The sequence below is a fragment of the Ruegeria meonggei genome (assembly GCF_042768335.1).
Taxonomy (GTDB): domain Bacteria; phylum Pseudomonadota; class Alphaproteobacteria; order Rhodobacterales; family Rhodobacteraceae; genus Ruegeria; species Ruegeria meonggei.
Map to the genome: position 1 here is coordinate 2,929,424 of NZ_JAXHBT010000001.1, position 15,591 is coordinate 2,945,014.

Below are 15,591 nucleotides of genomic sequence, written 5' to 3' on the forward strand. Positions count from 1 at the left end.
TGGTAACAAAGTCCGCACTGCCAACCTCTGTTGCGCTGGGAGTTCTTTGATGGCTGACAGAAGTTGTCAGATGACCGCTTTGAGCCCAAAGCAGACATTCATTTGCTCTGGGTCGAACGTTTTGTGCGGTTGCCTATTGTTCAGCCGGGACGATGCCCACTTCTTCCGCATAGGCATCCCACGCCGCGATCAATTCAGTCAGCAGGCCTGGCATTTCTTTTGAAAGATCGCTTGTTTCGCCGGGATCGACAGAAAGATTGAACAGACGCCATTCACCGCCGCCGTAAGGTGCGGGTACTTGAATCGCTTTGAAATCTCCCTTGCGAACCCATTTGCCCCCAGCCATTTCACCTGAGACAACTTCCTCGGGATCATACAGCGTATCATCGTCGCCGCTTAGCAACGCCATCATCGAACGGCCTCGTGGTGGCTCAACCTGATGCCCATTGAACGTCTCAGGATACTGTACCCCGGCAGCATCAAGCAGCGTTGGAAGGATATCCCAAACATATGCAAAAGCTCTTGTGGTCTCGCCCTTTGAAATGCCTGGTCCCGACACAATCAGAGGAACTCGGATTCCCCCCTCACCCACGGTCTGCTTGTATAGGCCGAGAGGTCCGCTGGAACCGGCTGCAAACCCAGGGCCGTACGCATAATTTGAACCAGGATGCCCAAGGTTTTCGAAACTGTGATCGAATTGAGCGACAAAATCGGGATCGTCGGCGCCGGGATAGTCCACGGAATAAAATGGGTTGGACCCGTTGTCCGACAGGAACACCACAATCGTGTTATCTAACTCATCAATGTCCTGCAGGAAATCAACCACACGGCCATAATGATAGTCCATTGCCTCCACCATGCCAGCATAAACTTCCATCCCGCGGGCTTCAGTTCGGCGCTCATACAGCTGCAGTTCTTCCCAAGGTGTCACTAGGGGCTGAGAACCCGGCAATTGCGCTTCTCCCGCAATGAGGCCAAGAGACTTTGCCGCCTTCCAACGTCTCTGTTTCAGAACATCGTAGCCTTCGTCGTACTGGCCCGCGTATTTTGACATCCAGGGTTCGGGCACGTGAACAGGATCGTGCGGTGCTGTGAACGCGAGATAGCCGAAAAACGGTTTGCCGTCGTCTCGGTTTGCCCTGATCGCATCAATCAGAAAATCCGCGTAACTCCGGCTTGAATAGAAATCTGCAGGAAGAACATCGAGATAACCGCCATTCGAAGCATACTTTGCTGGGTCATCTTCGGGCAATATTCCGAGTCTGTCCGCCCAGTGGCTGGCACCGCCAACCAGCATGGTCAACGTTGTGTCGAATCCACGATTGAACGGCAGGCGTTCCTTGGAGTGTCCCAGATGCCATTTGCCAGCCATGTAGGTGTTGTATCCGGCAGCTTGCAGGATTTCAGGCAATGCCGCGACGCGGTCGTTCAGGTAACCCTCATATCCCGGCTGGCCGCGCTGGTTATCAACGAGCATCTCGCTCATCGTTCCCAGTCCGGCAATGTGATTGTCATTACCAGACATCAACATAGCGCGAGTGGGCGAGCAAGACACGGACGCGTGGAAGTCAGTGAAGAGCATTCCCTGCGCAGCCAATTGGTCTAGGCGAGGCGTGTCAATCTCTCCACCATACGACCCAATATCGCTCCACCCCAAATCGTCAGCCATGACCAACAAGATGTTCGGTCGCACATCGGCAGCAGCGGCACTTGTGGTGAACGACAAGAAAAGAAACACGAAAAGACAGTTGTTTGCGCGAAACACTTTTTCACTCCTTTTCGCAGCTACTTGAATTCATACCGAAGCAATTGCCAGTGAGTGCAACTTCTACCTATGACAGATCAAACCAGTTAATGTCCGCCTTGTCCGCAACTCGGACGTAGGCCCTGTTCAAACCAATGACCGGTCCAGTCTCTATTGGGCAATCGACAATGTTGCTCAGATGACCGCTCTGACACGGCGACCCTCTGGGTTCGAAATCAGAACTCTGCTAAGTCCCCAAAGGCAGCAAGGGAGCATATCATGGAAATTCACCGCGCCGGGGGCCGGCCCTCTCAATTTCCCGGCAATGAGTATTTCACCGGCACGGTCCGCTTTGATCCCGTTGTGACAGGGAACGATCCCTCGCCGGTCAAGATCCTTACAGTGACTTTTGAGCCTGGCGCACGGACAGCTTGGCACACGCACCCTGCCGGTCAAACGCTCCATGTTTTGTCGGGCTTGGGCCTAGCTGCGTCCGAGGGGCAGCCAGTGCAGGTGTTGCGCCCTGGCGATACGGTGTGGTTCGCGCCAGGAGAGCGGCATTGGCACGGCGCGTCGCCAGACTGCGCGATGACCCATCTGGCTGTGCAGACGGCTGTCGAGGGCAAGACTGCGGATTGGATGGAGCTCGTCTCAGACGAGGATTACAGCGCAACGCGCGCGGAATGAAGCGCCTTCGTCAGCTAGGAGCATCCGCAGGCACCAGTATTGTCATTCCTACTCGACCTGCAACGGCCATGATTGCCGGAATATCTGGCGGTCCATCTGGCGCCGGAATGCCTGTCGTGCCGTCAGGCATTGCTTCACCAGCTTCAGTAAAGAAAGTATCATGCATAGCACCGGGGGCGTTTATGCAAAGTAACCGGCCAGGCTGTTCCCCGGTACAAGTAAAAGCGAGCACTGCGCCGTCCGGGACTTTGACGAAGTCACCACCTTTGACGTTGACTGTCTCCCCATTCGAAAAAACTCGAATTCACCATCGAGCACATAAAAACTCTCGTCTTCGCCGGCATGATGATTGGGCGGTGCACCGGCACCCGGCGCCGTCTTTATCTCAACAATTGCGCAACGATCTCCTGTCTCACTTGGAAAGGCGTGAAAAGTCAAAAGGTTCCCAAGAAGATGATAAATTCGCGGGCGAGGTTCAGTCATTACTGCGACTCCCTTTACTCAAAACACACTGCCCTTATAATACATATATCTACTTATGAGACAAACGTATCACAAAAGGTTTGAAATTGGCGCCTCGTACAAATCAAATCAACCGAACACGAGAAGCACTTCTTTCGGCGGCACGTGACTTGATGTCTGAAGGCAAGGAAGTCACACTGGCAAAAGTCGCTGAACGCGCCAAAACCAGCCGCGCGACGGTCTATCGTTACTTTTCTGACCCAAGTGTTTTGGCTCTGGACGCGACGCTTGATCTTGATGGCATCCCAACGTCAGTGCTTCTCGAGGGACTGGATGACGCTAGGAACCGTGTACATGTCGTCGCGCGCTACTATCTGGATTTTTCTCGGGTTCATGAGGCGCACTTCCGGCAGTTTCTGGCTGAATCGCTAAAGGCATCACTGGAGAATGCAACGGTCAAAATGCGTGGTGCCAGACGAGTGGCGGCTTTTGCCGATGCTCTTGCACCAGTTCACACATTGATGGAGGCAAAGGAAATTGACGATCTGGCCAAGCGATTGTCTATGACGACGGGCATGGAACAACTTGTTATTCTCGAAGACATCTTGCGTGTGGACGAAGCTACCGGCAACCAACTGCAAGAGGGGTTAGTCGACGCTTTGTTGGATCAGTACTTGCCAAAAACTGAGACAGAATTCAGATGCCGACTTTACCCTAAAACTACTGGCCTATAAACACCAGTTTAACGTCCGTTTTGGGCTGCCACCAGCCCATCGAACCGATTGCTGAGAGTGTCAATTCTGAGCCCTCATAGCTTTTCAACCATCGCAGCGAATGTCGACTTCCTTGAATAAGAAGCCATCAGGAATTCGCTTTTCAACTAGACCGTCGAACAAACAGGGTTTCAGGTTTGTCCATCTCTACTTCCCAAGCGTCGTTGCTCGACGTGAACACGTCTTTGAATCCCTGCATATTCGACGGCTCGTCCGAGATCAGGACCCAACCTTCATCGGACACGCTACCGATCAACCGGTTAAGCACCTCCAGCCGATCTTTTTCCAACAACATGTGCAAGGTGCGATCTATGAGCAATACGTCGAACTTATCTTCGGGAACAAAGGTCCTTATGTCTTCGACGATACCCTCAACACTTGAATTCTCGTGACGTGCTGCTTCACGAAAATCACGAATGCCATTGGGAGAGATGTCAACACCTACAACGCTGTGACCCAACCGTGCAATGAACAACGCGTCACGGCCTTGACCGCAGCCAATGTCCAACACGCGCAGTGGTTTGCCAGAGTATTGTTTGAAAAAGCCGACAAAGACTTGAGTGGGTTCTCCAAGTGCATTGCGCGTTGACCGATAGAGCTTGTCGAAGTTGTACGGTATATACAGGCCAAACATCTCGGTTGTTGAATTTGACAACCCTTCTTCCAGCTCAAATCCGTTTTTCTTCAATACTCTGGCAGAAGCTGGGTTGCCCGATTCAACACCGCCATAAAGCTGCACCGATTGGCCGTCGGCCCTGTACGATGTGATGAGACCCGAAATCAGTTCGGTCGCATGGCCTTTCCCCCAGGCGCGTTCGCAAAAAAGATACCCCAGATGAACTGTCTTAAGCGTTTCGGGTTCTAAAAATTCAGCTAAGATCAGAAGACCCAAAATGCTATCATCAGCTCGATCTCGAACCGTCAATACCTCGCTCTCGGCAGCCCGCTCGTTTATCCAGTCCTTTATCGAGGAACCGGTATCATGAATCTGCAACGGTTCAGGCAGATGTTGTAAAACAGCAGGTGTTAGAACGTCCTTAAGTTCATCGATCAATTGGCGTCGTTGTTCACCATTGCTCACTTTCTCTGACCAGCTTTGAACTCGCAAACGCGCGGTCTCAAATTTCCTTGTTTGTTCCAAAGCGTCTACCTCGATTTGATTGCTTGCAAAGTTGCGGAAGCACTATTGACTTCGCGTTCATACAGGTTAGTTAGTGAGACTGACTAAATAGGGTAGTAGCATGAAATTGGCAAGGCTGATCGAACTGGCGCACAGACAAGGCCACAGACAGTGGGCGAAAGCGAGTGGGAAACTGGGGATGACCCACAGCGAATACGAGTATCTTCGCGCGATAAAGGATCAGGAAGCCACTAAAACGGACAAAGACAATCATGGGCAACATCTTCAAAATGTTGTTGATGATATGGGTGTTCGAAAAGCATCAGCCAGTGCGATGGTCTTGAAGCTTGAGGAGCGTGGGTTAGTCGTGCGTTTCCCTTGTCAGTACGACGCCCGCGCTCAACACATAATGCTAACAGAACAGGGTCAAAACCTACTGTCTTCTAGTGAGCAGATCTATGAAGCGGCAGCGAAGGAGTTGCTTGAGGAACTGTCCGAAGATGACGTCAGAGAGATTGAAATCGCAGTAGGGCAGCATCGGAAACCGGTCTGACAAGTATTTTGCAACTAAAAGTTAGTCAATCTAACTAACATAATAGGGAAACTAAAATATGACGCTCGAACTTGTACTAATGGTGACGGCCATCCACATCTTGATTTGGGAGAAACTCCCTGAATGGGGAACTTGGTTCAACCGCTTCATTGCGGCGCTGCCTCGGCCGCTAAGTTCACTCTATGAACAGTGGCATTGCCCGTACTGTGCCGGGTTCTGGATCGCGCTTATGCTGCATGGGCTGACAGGGTTTTGGACCATACCGAAACTTGCTACTTTGCCGAAGTACCTTGGCGTCACTGCAATACCTATTGGATGGACATTGGATGCCTTGGCCTCGGCAACCTTAATCTATGCAGCAATCATCGGATTGAAAGCCATTGGCTTACCAGCCATGAAAGCGCACATGATGAAAGAAGACTTCATGAAGTCCAGTTTTTCGAAAGAAGGTGCCTAAACTTCCGAAGAGTATGACTGGAATTTGCGGGCAGAGTGAATGTCCGCAAACAACCCAACCTACAAACTCTTGTCGATCTGCTAGTGACAGGTTTGTTGCGCATCTCGAAAGCTGCAAAGCTTGGTCGTGAGGGTCCGCTTTAGGCGGCGACCAGCCAATCGAACAGATTGCAGAGAACGGCGTAGCAGATCCCAAAGTGACGGATGCTGAATTTTTATGAATGTCCGGTTTCAATTCTGGTCAGGTTGTTTCGATGCGAAAACACTGCGAGCAAAACGACACCAACGGCTAGAACAAAACACATCGCAAACGTTCCTGCCAAAGCAAAACTTATGATCCGTGCACCGTCTGCGATGCCTGTTCCAAAGGATGCTAACGACCAAAAAACTGTGCTGACTGATGTAGCCCCAAGGATAAAACCGAAGTTACGGCTGAGATTGAGTACACCCGACGTTACGCCTCGATCTTGTTCTGAGGCATTCTCCATCACCGCGGTGTTCAGTGCTGCTAGGATAACCTGGTAGCTGGGCGCAAGTAGAACAAAAGCTAAGATGAATCCGCCAAGCCCGAAGAAAAACGGCAGCGCCGCCATGGCTGCACATGCTACAACCATTGCCAACGCGCCAGCTATCATCGCGCGGCCAGCCCCCATCCGCTCTGTGAACCGCCCGGCCGGAATACCGCTCAGGGCAGACGAGATTGGGCCGACTGACAACACCAGTCCCATCTGAGCTGTCGTCAAACCAAGCCCTTCCACCAGGAAGAACGGCCCCACCAGCAGTATTCCCATCATGACGAGAGACACGATGGCATTCATTGCTAAACAGGCAAGCAAATGCTGGGAACGCAGCAAAGAAGGCGGGATGATCGGTGAGTTGGTGTTCGCCTCAATCGCAAGGAACGCCACGAATGAAACGCCTGCCAAAGCTGCCAGAGTAACTACGGAAGTGTCAAAACCATTGGCCATATCAGACAGGAGAAGGGTGAATGCAGCGAAACAAATGGCCAAAGCGCCTGCGCCGGGAAGATCGATTGCTTCCTGTTTATCAAGGCGCTTACTATTTTGGAGGCACATGAGACAGAGCATAAGTGCGACAAGCGCTATTGGTATTTGCAGCAGATAAACGGCGCGCCAGCCAAAGCTGGCCACAACAGCACCGCCAATTGCAGGGCCTGAGGCTGTCCCGATTGCCGACATGGTTCCCATCACCCCCATCCAACGCCCAATCTGTCCGGACGGAACTAAATCGCGTACCGATGCCAGGGGCATTGCCATCATTGCAGCAGCGCCTGCGCCTTGGACAAAACGGCTGGCGATCAGAACTGGTAGAGTTGGTGCCACGAACGCAAGGAATGCGCCGAGGCTAAATAGGGACAAACCTGAAACAAGCACAGCGCGCTTACCATAGAGATCGCCTGCGCGTCCTACCGGTACGATAAGTGCCGTGATTGCAAGGATGTAGACAGCCACCACCAATGTCGGGTCCAAGCTTCGTCCCTGAAAACTCACAGAGACCGCCGGTAAAGTGACGGCAGCAGAGCTTATCCCCAGGGCCGCGAGAATTATTGACAAACTAGGACCAGACAGAACCGTCAACGTACTGTTTTGACCGGTGGGTATAGAAGAATCGCTCAACTTAACTGCTCCCTTGCAATATCGGAGCAAGAACTCTACGACTTGAAGTCAACTTAAAGTCAATGGGGTTTGAATGGAAAGACTTCTGGATATCGCCGAGGTGTCAGATCGATCCGGCGTAAGTCCGTCTGGCCTGAGGTACTACGAAAAAAGGAAGCTAATCGTCGCGGTTGCCCGCAATGGACTACGTCGCCAATATGAGCCAGCAGTCCTTCAGGAGCTGGCGCTCATCAACTTGGCGAAATCGGCAGGCTACTCTCTTGATGAGATAGGTTCGGTATTACGCCGACCCGGAGCGACGGTCATTCCACGCGACGCACTGGTCGAGAAGGCGGGAAGTCTAGAAGAACAGGCTAAGAGGCTGGTCAATCTCGCGAAGATGCTGCGCCATGTCGCGGACTGCCCTTATGAAGATCACTTTGAGTGCTCGCGCTTCCGGAAGCTGTTAATAGTCGCAACAAAAGTCACGAACGGCTGAGTTGCAGTAAATTCCAAAGCCGTTGTTGGAGGCGCAGCGGCCACCGGCAGCAAAGCCCGCATCTCGGAAACGGTAAAGCTTAGTTTTGAATGTCCGCTTCGGGCTGAGACCAGTCGAACACGTGTTCAGCACACCCTTAACACTGCGTGGTAGGTCTGGGCTCCTGCCGCTATTCTCTGCGGTGGGCATCGATAGGAGTAAGAGCCCTTAGAGCCGATGCTGCACGAGGATTGAACGTCCGCGCCTGTGGCCCTGGCACCGCTAGTGCCTATGCTTCTCGGATCGCCTTGGGTGCAATTTCTTCAACAATGTGATGCAAGACCTTTGTTCTTTGAACTCCATTTCTTTCATTGGGTGGGGACATGATCAATTATTTTAAGTACATGAAGGCACTATCTGATGAGATGAAAGTGTTTGGTGGCCCGGAGGCGCAGTCAAGCTGGGTGACTATGGTGAAATTCAGAAGAAGGAATGGGTTCGCAAGGGGAACGTGTTTGATGACTTGGGCCTCCCAACTGGTGATCTCTTAAAAACCTCAGTCGCAAAGCGGGATCTGGTAGAAGTCGGAGGAGTAGTCTCAAAGGCGCAACATGCGCAGGCGAGCGGTGAAGCAGCAGGTAATAGAATTGAGCTCGAGATCCAGTTTAGTTCCAAGGGCAATCTCTATCTATATGCTGCAGACACAAAAACAACCACGCTGACAAACTTGAGAAAGCTTGGAGCGCATCTTTCGGATCATCAAGATTGGAAGCGTAGTTTTCGCTTTGTCTATCAGATTGAAAAGGCCAAAGAATTTACTGTTCTAGTTGGAAATCAAAAGACTGCAAGAGTGGTCGCCTCACTGGATGCGAGCACTTTTCCAATCACAAACAACATAGCAGAAATCCTAGCTGGTGGTCATTGGGAGTCCAGCTCCGACTTTCCAGTCAATTTCGTTGGTTCGTCCGGTAATTTTGCCATGAAGTTGGGCTATGTGAAGGCACCTTTGATTCCTTATTCCAAGGGCGGGATCCGCACCGCCAAATTCTTTGAGGGGAATAAATCTGGGGAGAGAATTGAAGTAGAGGAAGTGGATCCATGCGAGGTCTTCGCGTAATGGAGCAGTGGCAAAGTGATTTAGTAGATAGCTTCAAGCCGCCCCGAAAATTCATAAGCACCCTCGCTGAAAGAGGGCTTCTACCTGACTGGCACACAACTCAACTCCAATCTGAAGAAGACTGGGCAAGACAATTTCATCGCAACTTTTCCGCATCTGGATGGCCAGACGAGATCAAGTACGCATTTGTTGCAACCTTGGACCACTCACTTGATTTGGCGAGTACCTGCTCCGTCGACATCGATGGCCAAGAACAGACATGCGTTTTTCTCGCCGCGAATACTGGAAATTTGCTGCAGCAAGTTCGAGCTCTGCAGAACGTTGTGGCAGTACCCAGCCCTGCTCCCGAAAGGCAAGGCAACATGAGCATTACGCACAGCTCACTACGCGAGGGATTAGCCTACTTCCATACGATGTGTTGGGAATAAGCTGCAACTGGTTACATGCCAACTGATACCCTTGGAGGCGGGCCTCCAACGGAGGTCGATAACTTTGCGTTGCGTTTCATTTTGTACCACGAGATTGCTCACTTTTTTAGAAGAGAGATATGGAAAAGGCACAGGTACATGGGACTTGGACGATATTCAAAAAGAAGTCGAAGAAGAGAGATATACGGATCAAGCGGCTTTTAGCATGTCGTATCTCGAGGTGCGGCAACACCCGAAACTAATACCCGTGGTATTTTCCGGGATCGCTCTGGCGTTCAGTCTTTTGACAATAAGAGAGTTTGCTAGAAGTCGTGGTACGTCAAATACAACTAGCCGCTTCGAATTTCTTCAGAAGTGGATAGAAGGCGCTGCGGCTAAGGATAACCTACCGCCAGAATACCTCGAGATGCCGAAGCTGATCTGGACTGCAACATCCGCCTTAATCCAAAACGCTTCTGACTTTACATCGCCTGTTCCAGCACTTTTACTAAATGCGTGTAGATCGAACAGGACAAATTGGTCAGATGTTTCTGGGCAGTTACTTCTGTGGCGCACTTTTGGGGATGCCGAATTGCTGATCGCCGAAGTCGGCGCCTTCTTCAACAGTCTTGAAGAGTTTAATCAGCAACTACAATCTAGCGCGCAGAAAGAAGAGTTACGCAAATTCCTGATATCTGATTTGGAAGACTTAGAGCCAAACCTTGGACTTGCAGTTGCATTAGCATGATCCCCAGCATCAAACACCATAACGTTCTGATCCGCCGACAATCCATATGATGAGGCGAGCGCTGTGCCAGGCTGCAACCGTCATGATGAACCGAGGACGCTCGACATGGTTGCGAATAGGCACGGGCTTTGGGCAGGCGACCCAGTGCATAGCGGATAGCCTTTGTCAACGGTGGGTGAAGACCGACGGCGACCCGAACTGTGCACGTCCGAGCCGCCAAGTTCCAAATGGAGCATCAGTGGTTACTCTCGAGCGAGTAAGCGCTCTTCAAGCCAATCCAGCACTTCACCTTCAACCCATCCCACCCGGTTTGAGCCCAGCTGTACCCGCTTGGGGAATTTGCCTTCTTTCTCCAGTCTGGCGATGTGTTGGGGCGAATACAAAACCAACTCTTTGAGCGCCTTCTTCGATAGTATCCTCATCACGATAACTCCTTTGATAAGGAGCATCGCGATGCCCCGGTTGCGGTTGCCCGGTTCCAGGTTCATCAAGAATAGCTATAGATTGCCGATCTGACGAGGTTCTTGTATGTTTCTTCAGGACCCGAAATGGCCCGAATTTGGGTCATCGTTCTGCACTCGAACCTCCTAATAAATGTGTGCCTGGGGGTATCGTTTGGAGTATCAGGAAAAACCACATAGCATTTTAGGGATTGTTATCAATTTAGTACGTAAAAAAATTGAGTCCTCTCCTGGCACCAAATCCCCGACAAGATTTTCTACACTTACGGTATCAGCGATTGATATCGGTTGTCTGCGTTTCCTGTGCAACTGTGTCAGGGGGTGCGTCGGATCAAGACCATCCTGCGGCAGAACGGCTTTTTGACTTTGCGATTTCCGCCCGCCTAGCTCCATTCGGCTGGCCCGGGATAGTGACGCTACGTCGCGAAAAAGCAAATGACACGTCAGGAAGTTTACGTAAACGTCAGCTGGGTAACATTTTTTTGACTGACCGGTTAAAAATGACGCGAATTGCCGGATTCTTCCCCCTAACCACACCGTTCGTCTTGCCTAAATGCGCCATGTCGCTGCGGGCCACCACTCACGGATGACTGATCCTGGAGCCCTCTCCCAAAGAGTTCGGATCGGGCCCGCAGTGACACATTGATGGAAGCTATAGTGTTGAAGGAAATTGACGATGCCAATCAAATCAATTCTCAATCGCTTCAAGGCGACCAAAGCTGACCGCCGTTTTGCAGCCGGTAATCAAAAGACGTCCACGGGACGCAAAGGTCCGATGATCGAAAAAGCGGAACTGACTGCCCTGTTTCAAACCGTTCTTGAGGAAAAACGCGACGACCATCCGGTACGACGCAAGTAACCCTAGACACGCGGGAACCTGAAAGTGAGCATTCAGACCCGCGATTTTTCAAACATCTCCCAAGCCTCCTCAAAGGCCGCAAAATCAAAACCGGGCTGCGACGCCGCGTCCAAAACGATGCGCTCTGTGCTCAGCAGTTTTTGAATCGCTGCCTCCAGCTGGTTGATGAGGTCTTTGGGTATCACCAGCGCCCCATGTCGGTCCGCGTGGATCAGATCGCCCGGGTTTACCGTCAGGCCAAAGACCGAAACCGGCGTATCAATCTCGCGCACATGGACAAAGCCATGGCTGGGTCCGACGGACCCGGCGACAACCGGAAAGCCCTGCGGCAGGTCGCCCAGATCGCGCATGACACCGTTGGTCAATGCGCCCGCCATGCCAAACCCCTTGTGAACGGTTGTGTTGATCTCGCCCCAATAGGCGCCGATGCAATTGGGGAAATCGACATCTTCGATCACCGCAACCGAGGGCGCGGGACCGTCTGCCATATACTTGTAATAGGCCATGCGACGCGCCTTGATGATCTCGGGTGGCTCGGCCGGGGGGTGAACCGCAGCAATCTTTGCGGTGCGGGCATACCCGACGATGGCGGGCTCGGACGGGGCAGAGCACAGCATTGTGCCGCGCGTAAAAGCATTGAACCCGCGTTTGCCTTGCGCAACCTCAATGGCGTTGCAGATCGTGGGCGTGTCGACCTTGCGCAACAGGGTCAGAAGGGACGGTGTCATGAGACCTCCAGCCAGCGGATCAATGCCGCGTTTGTTGTGTTGGGTTGTTCCAGGGTGGGCAGGTGCCCGGCATGGTCAATGATGCTGAGCACGCTGTGGGGCAGAAGGCCGTGTATAAGCTCGTGTCGTTCGACCGGACATAACGTGTCTTCGCGGCCGCACAGAACCAAAGTGGGACCAGCATAAGCAGCAAGCGTTTGCGTCTGATCGGGGCGTTCCATCAGGGCCTGGGATTGGCGCAGGAATACTTCGGCACCAAGATCTGTCGCCATTTGCATGCACAGATCCAGAATAGCCCCAAGATGTGGGCCATCCGCCAGATAGTTCGGCTTCATCTCATCCCGCATCACCTGACGCAGCCCCCCCGCGCGTACGGCCGCCATCTGCGGCGCGCGCCGCGCTTTGACTTCCGCCCGTTCAGCCAGCGGATTGGTGTCCATCAGGGCCAGCCTCTCGACACGGTTGGGTGCTTGCCGAACGACCTCCATCGCCACAATCCCGCCCATCGACAATCCGGCCAACGCAAAGACCGGAGGCGCCGTTTGCAGCAAATCAGAGGCCATTTCCTGAACATTGTCAGGGCCTGACAAAGGGAAGGTCATGATCGGGCGGGCACCCGACAAGGCATCAATCTGCGGCCCGAACAGCCGGGCATCACACATCATTCCGGGCAGAAGAACCAGAGGCGTCATTGGGCAGCCAGTTGCGCGCCCTCAGCCAGCGAGGACAGTTTGGCATAGGCAATATCCGGGTCGACCGCACCAAAGCCCGCAAAAGTGCCAAAGCCACAATCGCTGCCCGCTATCACCCGGTCGGCGCCGACGATATCGGTGAACCGGGTGATCCGCTGTGCAACAAGTTCGGGGTGTTCAACGAAATTGGTCGTGGTGTCGACAACGCCTGGAACCAGAACTTTGTCCTCCGGGATCTCGTGCTTGCGGTCCCGGAAGACCGCCCATTCATGGGCATGGCGCGGGTTTGATGTTTCAAACAGTACATAGCGGGAATTTGTTGCCATCAGCGTGCTGAACACCTTGTCCATGGCGATATCGCAGCAATGGGGCCCTTCATAGTTGCCCCAGCAGATATGCACCCGAACCCGGTCTTGTGGCACATTCTGCAGCGCGTGGTTCAGAGCCTCGACATGCATGTTGGCAACGCGCAGAAATTCTTCGTCGGACAGATCGGAAAATAACATATGTCGCGACAGGGCAAGATCGGGGCAATCCAGTTGCAGGTCCAGCCCGGCTGCTACGATCGCCTCGTATTCCGCCTTCATCGCGTCGGCCAGCGCAGCCAGATAGGCCTCGCGGGTTGGATAAAATGCGTTCTGCAGGAACAGGGAAATCACGCCAGGCGACGCCGCATTCATGAACCCGCGCGTGGCCCCATGTTCCGCCATTGCCGCCTTGAGGTTGGCTATGTCGGACTCAAGTTCACCCTGACCTTTTGGGCGAACTTCGCCGGTGCATTGCGGGCGCGCATATTGCGGCGTGCCGCCTTCGTCGGCCAGACGTTTCAAAAAGCCAGGGAACATCTTCAGATCGGCAGGGGCATTGCGCGGGCTGTCCCCCGAAAAACCAGTATAGCGGTCCTTGACGTAGGTGGCATAAGAAATCTTCGAGGTCTCGCCATCGCTGACGATATCAATGCCCGCTGCGACCTGTTTGCGAACGGTCTCGGACACGGCTGTTGTCATACAGGTGTCGAAAGCCGCTTGGTCAAAGGGCTCGTCCCGTTCACGGGCAAAGATGAAATCCACCACGTCCTGCGTGCGCGGCAGAGACCCTACATGTGTTGTCTTTACGGGCATGGTGCCTCCTTAAGTCTTTCGTGCCATCAGAACAGTATGGCTTTGTGTTTCGGGATCCTGGGCCAGAAATCCCGTCATGATCATCCCGTTTTCTTCCAGGCAGGCGGCGTAGGCCGCAGGTGAGAGAGAGGCGTGATACACCTGCTCGTCACCGACGGTGCCTTGTTCCACACCCGCGCTTGGGCCTACGGTCAACATCAGCATGCCGCCCTGCCGCAAGTGGCGCGCAATTCGGGCGATGCAGGCTTTTTGTTCATCCGCCGTCAGGTGGAAAAAGCTGTTCCAGGCGATGATCCCGTCGAAGGTCTGATCCAGATCGAATTCGCGCATATCCGCCTGACGCCAATCGCCGTCTGGCCAGCGGGTCCGCGCGATATTGAGCATGGCTTCGGAGAAATCGACACCGGTGACGATAAACCCTTCGGCCTTGAACCATCGAGCAATGGGTTCGCCTGTCCCGCACCCCAAATCCAGAAGGTGATCACCGGGTTTCAGGCTGGCCGTGAAGCGCGCCAGCCAGCGCGCTTCGAACAGGACCCGAGAGCGCTGTGCGTCATAGGCAGCAGCCTGCCGTTCATAAACAGCGCGGGTATCGTCGGGATCGACGGTCATCCGGCCCAGGTCGCCCCAGCCGCGTCATCAGTGGCGATGATCCGGTACAGCCCAGCCTGACCCGTCATCGACGGCGCGACGCTGTAGGTCTCGCCCGGCAGAACCAGAGCGGTGTCGCCACCGGACAAGATCGCCTCGTAACCATCGACAGAGATGCGCCAATATCCGCTGGCTGGCATCAGAACCACAGGTTTTTCGGCACCGATTGGGTCCACCACGGCGGAACCGCGGGTCAGGAAATCAACTTCGAATCCCGGTTTGTCGCGGATCACGCCTGCCTCTCCGATCACTTGCGCAGGTTTAGTCGCGCCCAGCGCCATCAGGTCCCAGTAACGGGCCACGTATTTTCCAACGACGCTTTCGACCGGAACTTCGGGGAAGGTCTTCAGCTCTTCTTCAGTCAGCACAGGCATCGGACGCACGTTATGCGGCAGCTCCTGTCCTTTTTTCGAATTGTACAGCACGCCATTGTCACCCAGCATCAGCCCATGCGCCTGCGCGTCCTCGATGACCTGAGGCGCCCATGTCACGCCACCGCCGGCATCGTCGCCGCCCAGGATCGCCATGATCATCCCATAGTCCTGGCCCACGTTTTCGAACCCGCGGAAGATACCGGTGGGAATGTTGAAGATATCGCCTTCCTCGGCAATGAACTCACCCGCCGTGCCATAGCGGCCCCAGAAGAACCGCCAGCGGCCCTTGGCGACAAAGAACACCTCGGCCGTGGTGTGGCTGTGCAATGAGTTGCGGCAATTCGGCGGCTGGCCTGCGGCGCCAATGTTAAAGCCGATCTTGTCGGTGATATGGACGTGCTGGTCGGGTGATTCAGACACCCCGCCGCCAATGATGGTAAAGTTCTCTTTCTGGTCACTGCCCGGCGTATGGGCGTCGATAAAGGCGGTCTTGCAAGGTCTAAGTTCGCCGTAGCGGACAATGCGTTGTTGAATGGTGCTCATG

General features: G+C 53.5%; 18 protein-coding genes. 8 read left to right on the forward strand and 10 right to left on the reverse strand.

The window, feature by feature from the left end; all coding sequences use genetic code 11:
* Window positions 1-133: 133 nt before the first annotated feature.
* Window positions 134-1,765, reverse strand: coding sequence for an arylsulfatase (locus SJY13_RS14455; protein WP_377191728.1), 1,632 nt, complete (start codon window positions 1,763-1,765; stop codon window positions 134-136).
* A 258-nt stretch (window positions 1,766-2,023) separates the two neighbouring features.
* Between SJY13_RS14455 and SJY13_RS14460 the strand changes: the two genes are divergently transcribed.
* Entirely contained in the window at window positions 2,024-2,431 is a 408-nt protein-coding gene (locus tag SJY13_RS14460; protein WP_377191730.1) for a (R)-mandelonitrile lyase, read from the forward strand.
* A 180-nt stretch (window positions 2,432-2,611) separates the two neighbouring features.
* Here SJY13_RS14460 and SJY13_RS14465 read toward each other — a convergent pair whose 3' ends face one another.
* On the reverse strand, window positions 2,612-2,914 hold the full coding sequence (locus SJY13_RS14465; protein WP_377191732.1) for a hypothetical protein: 303 nt from the start codon (window positions 2,912-2,914) through the stop codon (window positions 2,612-2,614).
* Window positions 2,915-3,000: 86 nt separating this feature from the next.
* Between SJY13_RS14465 and SJY13_RS14470 the strand changes: the two genes are divergently transcribed.
* Window positions 3,001-3,627 (forward strand): TetR/AcrR family transcriptional regulator, encoded by a 627-nt coding sequence (locus tag SJY13_RS14470; RefSeq protein ID WP_377191734.1) that lies wholly within the window; start codon window positions 3,001-3,003, stop codon window positions 3,625-3,627.
* Between the two features lie 142 nt (window positions 3,628-3,769).
* Here the strand turns inward: SJY13_RS14470 and SJY13_RS14475 are convergent, their stop codons facing one another.
* A complete protein-coding gene (locus SJY13_RS14475; RefSeq protein ID WP_377191736.1) occupies window positions 3,770-4,807 on the reverse strand; it encodes a GNAT family N-acetyltransferase in 1,038 nt (345 codons plus the stop codon).
* Between the two features lie 100 nt (window positions 4,808-4,907).
* Between SJY13_RS14475 and SJY13_RS14480 the strand changes: the two genes are divergently transcribed.
* Window positions 4,908-5,339, forward strand: a complete 432-nt coding sequence (locus tag SJY13_RS14480) for a MarR family winged helix-turn-helix transcriptional regulator (RefSeq protein ID WP_377191738.1) — start codon at window positions 4,908-4,910, stop codon at window positions 5,337-5,339.
* A 58-nt stretch (window positions 5,340-5,397) separates the two neighbouring features.
* Window positions 5,398-5,796 carry a hypothetical protein gene (locus SJY13_RS14485; RefSeq protein WP_377191740.1) on the forward strand — a complete coding sequence of 133 codons (399 nt, stop codon included), beginning with the start codon at window positions 5,398-5,400 and terminating at the stop codon, window positions 5,794-5,796.
* A gap of 214 nt (window positions 5,797-6,010) precedes the next feature.
* Here the strand turns inward: SJY13_RS14485 and SJY13_RS14490 are convergent, their stop codons facing one another.
* Entirely contained in the window at window positions 6,011-7,462 is a 1,452-nt protein-coding gene (locus tag SJY13_RS14490) for an MFS transporter (RefSeq protein WP_377191742.1), read from the reverse strand.
* A gap of 43 nt (window positions 7,463-7,505) precedes the next feature.
* Between SJY13_RS14490 and SJY13_RS14495 the strand changes: the two genes are divergently transcribed.
* From SJY13_RS14495 to SJY13_RS14505, 3 genes are all read left to right on the forward strand, one after another.
* The gene (locus SJY13_RS14495; RefSeq protein ID WP_377191744.1) at window positions 7,506-7,910 is read left to right on the forward strand and encodes a helix-turn-helix domain-containing protein; all 405 of its coding nucleotides are present in this window, start codon (window positions 7,506-7,508) and stop codon (window positions 7,908-7,910) included.
* Window positions 7,911-8,400: 490 nt separating this feature from the next.
* Window positions 8,401-9,006, forward strand: a complete 606-nt coding sequence (locus SJY13_RS14500; RefSeq protein ID WP_377191746.1) for a hypothetical protein — start codon at window positions 8,401-8,403, stop codon at window positions 9,004-9,006.
* A 573-nt stretch (window positions 9,007-9,579) separates the two neighbouring features.
* On the forward strand, window positions 9,580-10,161 hold the full coding sequence (locus SJY13_RS14505) for a hypothetical protein (RefSeq protein ID WP_377191748.1): 582 nt from the start codon (window positions 9,580-9,582) through the stop codon (window positions 10,159-10,161).
* Window positions 10,162-10,403: 242 nt separating this feature from the next.
* On the opposite strand, the gene SJY13_RS14510 is transcribed toward SJY13_RS14505, so the two are convergent.
* Window positions 10,404-10,649, reverse strand: a complete 246-nt coding sequence (locus SJY13_RS14510) for a helix-turn-helix transcriptional regulator (RefSeq protein WP_377191750.1) — start codon at window positions 10,647-10,649, stop codon at window positions 10,404-10,406.
* A 649-nt stretch (window positions 10,650-11,298) separates the two neighbouring features.
* Here SJY13_RS14510 and SJY13_RS14515 point away from each other — a divergent pair.
* On the forward strand, window positions 11,299-11,481 hold the full coding sequence (locus SJY13_RS14515) for a hypothetical protein (RefSeq protein ID WP_085822406.1): 183 nt from the start codon (window positions 11,299-11,301) through the stop codon (window positions 11,479-11,481).
* A gap of 32 nt (window positions 11,482-11,513) precedes the next feature.
* On the opposite strand, the gene SJY13_RS14520 is transcribed toward SJY13_RS14515, so the two are convergent.
* Genes SJY13_RS14520 through SJY13_RS14540 form a run of 5 tightly spaced genes read right to left on the reverse strand, consistent with a single transcriptional unit; the run spans window position 11,514 to window position 15,590 of the window.
* Window positions 11,514-12,209, reverse strand: a complete 696-nt coding sequence (locus tag SJY13_RS14520; protein ID WP_377191752.1) for an RraA family protein — start codon at window positions 12,207-12,209, stop codon at window positions 11,514-11,516.
* Entirely contained in the window at window positions 12,206-12,901 is a 696-nt protein-coding gene (locus SJY13_RS14525; protein WP_377191754.1) for an alpha/beta fold hydrolase, read from the reverse strand. Before SJY13_RS14525 ends, SJY13_RS14520 begins: the two co-directional genes overlap by 4 nt.
* Window positions 12,898-14,022, reverse strand: coding sequence for a cobalamin-independent methionine synthase II family protein (locus SJY13_RS14530; protein WP_377191756.1), 1,125 nt, complete (start codon window positions 14,020-14,022; stop codon window positions 12,898-12,900). The genes SJY13_RS14525 and SJY13_RS14530 overlap by 4 nt, the downstream gene beginning before the upstream one ends.
* A 9-nt stretch (window positions 14,023-14,031) precedes the next feature.
* Entirely contained in the window at window positions 14,032-14,634 is a 603-nt protein-coding gene (locus SJY13_RS14535; protein ID WP_085822410.1) for a class I SAM-dependent DNA methyltransferase, read from the reverse strand.
* Window positions 14,631-15,590, reverse strand: coding sequence for a cupin (locus tag SJY13_RS14540; protein WP_377191758.1), 960 nt, complete (start codon window positions 15,588-15,590; stop codon window positions 14,631-14,633). Before SJY13_RS14540 ends, SJY13_RS14535 begins: the two co-directional genes overlap by 4 nt.
* Window position 15,591: the final 1 nt, after the last annotated feature.